The 5590-nt window shown below is 40.2% G+C and carries 4 protein-coding genes and 2 tRNA genes; 5 read left to right on the top strand and 1 reads right to left on the bottom strand.

Features of this window, described 5'->3' with window-relative positions:
• Positions 1 to 3: 3 nt before the first annotated feature.
• A tRNA-Asn gene (locus ACFIO3_RS07985) sits at positions 4 to 78 on the bottom strand.
• A gap of 184 nt (positions 79 to 262) precedes the next feature.
• Here ACFIO3_RS07985 and ACFIO3_RS07980 point away from each other — a divergent pair.
• From ACFIO3_RS07980 to ACFIO3_RS07960, 5 genes are all read left to right on the top strand, one after another.
• Positions 263 to 336: transfer RNA gene (locus tag ACFIO3_RS07980), tRNA-Cys, on the top strand.
• Between the two features lie 220 nt (positions 337 to 556).
• Positions 557 to 1231, top strand: coding sequence for a protein-L-isoaspartate O-methyltransferase (locus ACFIO3_RS07975; protein WP_375609293.1), 675 nt, complete (start codon positions 557 to 559; stop codon positions 1229 to 1231).
• Between the two features lie 108 nt (positions 1232 to 1339).
• Positions 1340 to 2590 (top strand): TolC family outer membrane protein, encoded by a 1251-nt coding sequence (locus ACFIO3_RS07970; RefSeq protein WP_375607443.1) that lies wholly within the window; start codon positions 1340 to 1342, stop codon positions 2588 to 2590.
• A gap of 252 nt (positions 2591 to 2842) precedes the next feature.
• The gene (locus ACFIO3_RS07965) at positions 2843 to 3397 is read left to right on the top strand and encodes a DUF2497 domain-containing protein (RefSeq protein ID WP_375607442.1); all 555 of its coding nucleotides are present in this window, start codon (positions 2843 to 2845) and stop codon (positions 3395 to 3397) included.
• A 148-nt stretch (positions 3398 to 3545) separates the two neighbouring features.
• Positions 3546 to 5590 (top strand): valine--tRNA ligase (locus ACFIO3_RS07960; protein ID WP_375704289.1); only part of this gene is annotated, 2045 nt, incomplete at its 3' end.

Here is a 5590-nt window from a genome sequence, read left to right as displayed (position 1 = left end):
AAGTGGCTCCCCGGGCCGGATTCGAACCAGCGACCAACCGGTTAACAGCCGGTTGCTCTACCGCTGAGCTACCGGGGAACGGTGCCCAATTATTTAATTGAAAAGGCTATAGCAAAGCAATACTGATTTGCAAAGGATAAAATTACTTTTTTTAAAAAAATATGATAAATTGTGTAATAAGAGGAAAAAAGGTGTGAGAAGATTTCTACACCTTGACGGATGCGTTGCCTTCCCTTATGGAAACCTTTATGTTTGTTGATGAGGCCTCGTGGCGGAATGGTTACGCAGAGGACTGCAAATCCTTGTATCCCGGTTCGATTCCGGGCGAGGCCTCCAGCCGATTTTAAACGAAACGGCTTTTAGGGGAGATGAGGTATAGGAAAATAGATTATTTCCCTCTATTCTTGTGAAGACACTTTTATGTGAGAGATTATATAGTTAAAATCTAATTGTTGACTGTGGCGTCCTTTTTTGTAACACCTATAGTTTAAGAGATCTTCATCCCTTATTGTCGCTGTTTTGTTTGTTTTTTGTAGGTTAGGAGAAAATATTCGTTATGGTTGCAGATTTTGCTGAGCTTCGTCGCAAAATGGTTGACAATCAAATTCGTACAGTCGATGTAACGGATTTATCAGTTCTTGAAGCCTTTTTAACGGTATTTCGTGAAGATTTTGTATCGGAAGATATGAAAATGTTAAGTTATCTTGATACCGATATTGTTCTATGTCCAGTGCAAGATGGGGTTCCTGCACGCTATTTGATGAAACCTGCGTCTCTAGCAAAATTACTACAGCTTGCCGCTGTAAAATCATCAGATGTTGTTTTAGATATTGGTGCAAATAGTGGTTATTGTGCAGCGTTGCTTGCAAAACTTGCAGGATCTGTGATTGCGCTGGAAAGTGATCAATCTCTCTTTGAACGTGCTCTTGACGCTTTAGAACGTAATCAATGTGATAATGTGGTTGTCGTTCATGGTCCTTTAGAGCAAGGATATGCCGTTGAGGGACCTTATGATGTGATTTTCATTGAGGGATCTGTTGATTTTATTCCTCAAGGTATCTTTGATCAAATGAAAGACTGTGGACGTCTTGTTGTGGTTGAAGGGCATGGAAATGCTGCTGTTGCACAAATCTATATAAAAGAAGATGGGATCATCTCGGCTCGTCGTGCTTTTAATCTTGCTGTAAAGCCTCTTCCTTGTTTTTTAAAAACACCTGGTTTTGTATTTTAGAGCTTGTTTGTTCGGTGAATAAAAGATAATTTCGTAATTTATTTGGGGTATGTTGTTGTGTGTATTGTGTTAAAAATAAACAAGAAGTTTCAGGCATGTTTGTTGTTGGTGTTGAGTATTTTTTTATCAGAGACTGTTTGTGCTGAAACATTGATGGATGCCTTTTCTAAGGCTTATAAACACAATGCTAAGTTGAATAGTGAACGTGCAGCTGTGCGTATATCCAGAGAGGATGTTGTTATTGCGCGATCGGGGTTGTTGCCACAAGTTGAGGGGGTTGGGAACTATGGGCGCAATAAGTCTTTTACAGGTCCTTATGTGACTTCTGGATCTATAGGCGTGAGATTAAATCAAAGATTATTTGACGGGTTTATCACGCAAAATATCTTTTCTTCAGCGCAAGTTAAGTTGCAGGCTCAACGTGAGTATCTTCGTAATGCTGAACAAAATACTTTTCTGGAAACTGTAACGGCTTATGCTAATGTCTATCAGGCACGTCGTATTGCCGATCTTCGGAGAGAAAATTTGGCAGCTCTTGAAGAGCAAGTTCGTTCCGATAAAGCAAAATTTGATGTGGGTGAGGGAGGGCGTGTTGATCTTGCTCAAGCTCAAGCAGCACGTTCCGTGGCAGTTTCAGAGCTGAGTCTTGCTCGTGCTGATGTAAAAGCAGCCGAGGCAGTGTATCGACAAGTTATTGGTTCTGATCCTGAAAAGTTAAAAAGCCCTCCCGTAGCCAGAGATTTTCCTGCCAACCTTGATATGGCTTACCAGATGAGCGTTTCTATGCATCCAGCAATCCTTTATGCTAAATATTTAGTCGATGCGAGTGTTTACAATGTAAAGGCAAAAGAAGGTGCATTGCTCCCTAAGGTCGATTTTTCTGCGACAGCGTCTTATAATCGAATTTATAGTGGTCCTGGAGAGGATGGCGTTTCTAAATCAATAGGGTTGTCAGTGAGTGTCCCAATTTTTGAAGGAGGGCGTACGTCTGCGCAAATTCGCCAATCAAGGGAACAGCTTGGACAGGCGCAGCTTCAACTCGATTTGGCGCATAGCAATACGCGACAAGCACTTACTTCTGCTTGGTTTCAGTTGGAGGGCGCACGCTCATCTGTTGTTGCTTATCGTGAAAGTGTTCGTGCTGCTGAAATTGCTCTGAAAGGTCGTGTTCAAGAAAATCGCGTAGGGCAAGCAACGACATTGGATGTTTTAAATTCTCGTACTCAATTGATTAATGCTCAAATTGCGCTTGCAATGGCAGAGCGTAATGCTGTTGTGGCGAGCTATAGTGTTCAATCTTCTATTGGTAAGTTGACTGCAAGTTATTTAGGTTTAAAAACAATTCAATATATCCGATAATACATAAAAGTATCTCTTTGAATCTTATTAAATTATTTTAGTTTTTAAAAGATTAGTAAGTCAACAGTTGAATATGTTGAAAGATATTGCGGCGAGATATTATTTTTATAAGTGTAGAAAACTGTGTGTAGCGCCCTCTTTATGACAAGCATATTTGAAAATATCATAGGAGGCATGTTGATCTTATAATTCTTTTGCATACACTGAAAATATGATTCTATTTGTTGTTGCGTCTTTGAGAGGTTGTAAAGTATGGTACAGAGTTCAAGCGTGTTACGTGAGCCAAGTATGGATGAAATTTTAACATCTATTCGTGAAATAATCGAAGAAAATGCGGTTCAATCTGATCACTTTTTAAATGAAGATGTTGCACTGAATGCTTCAGAAGTGGCATCCGAGGGTATTTATGATACAACCTTATCGGTTGATGATGCTATGAAGGCTTTAGCTGATCGTATTGGTCTTTCTTCTGAAAATCAAGGAGGGAAGATAACGCAAGAGAAAGAGGATATAGAGGCAGAAAATAATACAGTTGGTATGGATATGCAAAAGATGAAGCTTTCTTCTGAAGAACGGAATTCTGTTTATAAAGCAAAAGAATATGAAGATGAGATAAGAAAATCACAGTCAGACGCTGGAAGGGATGGTCATGTGGAATTGTCTGCATATTGTATTTCTTCTGCAGAAAAGATTGCAAAGGATGTATTGCGTCCGGCTATAGCTGAATGGTTACAGTCTAAATTGCCTGTTTTGCTGGAAGATATTTTGCGTGAAGAGATTGTGAAGGCGATTAAGAAATCGTCTTAATTATTTTTACATTATTTTTATGTTTTTCATTTTATGGGGATTTTGTTTGCGATTGTGCGAGCTCTCTAGTGAATGGCTGAGATTCACGAAATTTTGATCAGGTTTTGATCATATATTGTGTTGTTCAGCGGCGTTATGGATGGATAGAATGTTAGAAAAAAACTATGATGCTGCCTCTATAGAGCAACGGGTTGCAAAGAGATGGGAGACTCGTGGGGCTTTTAAAGCAGGAGTGGGTTCTAAAAGTGGTGCAGAAACTTTTTGCGTTATGCTTCCACCCCCGAATGTTACCGGCTCACTTCATATGGGGCACGCACTCAATACGACAATTCAAGATATAATGGTTAGATTTCAGCGGATGCGTGGCAGGAATGTGTTGTGGCAGCCTGGTATGGATCATGCTGGGATTGCTACACAAATGGTTGTAGAGCGCCAACTTGCAGAACGCCAAGAACCAACGCGTCAAGAAATGGGAAGAGAAAAGTTTATTGAGCGTATTTGGAAATGGCGTTATGAAACTGGAGGCATTATTGCAAACCAGTTGCGCCGTCTTGGGATTTCATGTGATTGGTCGCGTGAGCGGTTTACAATGGATGAGGGGTTGTCGCAGGCGGTTCGTGAAGTTTTTGTCACGCTTTATAAGCAAGGGTTGATATATAGGGATAAGCGCCTCGTCAATTGGGATCCTAAATTGTTGACAGCTATTTCAGATCTTGAAGTTGAGCAAAAAGAAGTTCAAGGACATTTGTGGCACTTTAGATATCCACTTGAAGGTAAAGTTTTTGATCCAAATGATGCGACAACTTTTATAACAGTGGCGACAACACGACCAGAAACAATGCTTGGTGATACAGGAATTGCTGTTAATCCTGAAGATGAGCGTTATAAAAATCTTATCGGTAAAAATGCTCTTTTGCCGCTTGTTGGTCGTCGGTTATTAATTGTTGGTGATATGCATGCTGATCCTGAGGCTGGAAGTGGTGCTGTAAAAATCACGCCAGCCCATGACTTTAATGACTTTGAAGTGGGGCTGCGTAATCATTTACGCTTGATCAATATTTTTACCCCAAAAGCTGAGATTTTTCTCCGTGAGAATGAAGCATTTTTTGATGGTTTGATATTATCAGATGAATTAGAAATGTTAGTAGAAAGTCTCGATAAATCTGATCGTTTTGTTGCGCGCCAGAAGATTGTTGCTTTGATGAAAGAACAGGGATATTTGGCTTCTGTTGATGATCATCCCCATATGGTTCCTCATGGAGATCGCAGTGGTGTTCCTATTGAGCCTTTTTTGACAGATCAATGGTATGTTCATGCTGCTGAATTAGCAAAGCCAGCGATAGAGGCTGTTCAACAAGGAAAAACGCAGTTCGTTCCCGATAACTGGAAAAAGACCTACTTCAATTGGATGCAGAATATTCAACCTTGGTGCATTTCTCGCCAATTATGGTGGGGACATCAGATTCCTGCTTGGTATGGACCTGATGGAACAGTTTTTGTTGAAAAAAGTGAAGAAGAGGCTTTAGATTCAGCTGTTGCTCATTATGGTGAGGTGGTTGAATTAATCCGTGATCCGGATGTTTTAGATACTTGGTTTTCATCAGCTCTTTGGCCTTTTTCAACATTAGGATGGCCCAATAAAACGACTGAGTTGTCTACTTTTTATCCAACATCTTTATGCGTGACAGGGTTTGATATTATTTTTTTCTGGGTTGCTCGTATGATGATGATGGGACTTCACTTTATGGGTGATGTTCCTTTCCCAACGGTTTATGTGCATGCTCTGGTACGGGATCAAAAGGGTGCAAAGATGTCAAAATCTAAGGGAAATATTATCGATCCCTTAGAGCTTGTTGATCAGTATAGCGCTGATGCACTTCGTTTTACTTTGGCTATTATGGCAGCACAAGGTCGTGATGTAAAACTTGATGTTTCCCGTATTGCTGGTTATCGTAATTTTGCTACGAAATTGTGGAATGCTACCCGATTTGCACAGATGAATGGTGTGAAGCATGATCCAGCTTTTAAACCAGAACAAGCAAAACTGGCGCTTAATCGTTGGATTTTAACGGAACTCTCTAAAACGATTTCAGCAGTGACAATTGGTATTGAACACTATAAATTTAATGAGTCTGCCGCTACACTTTATCGTTTCATTTGGAATACACTCTGTGATTGGTATTTGGAACTTCT

Source organism: Bartonella sp. AD328YNZD (assembly GCF_042196425.1).
Note: the sequence above shows the minus strand (reverse complement) of the source record. Positions and strands in the feature narration are given on the sequence as shown.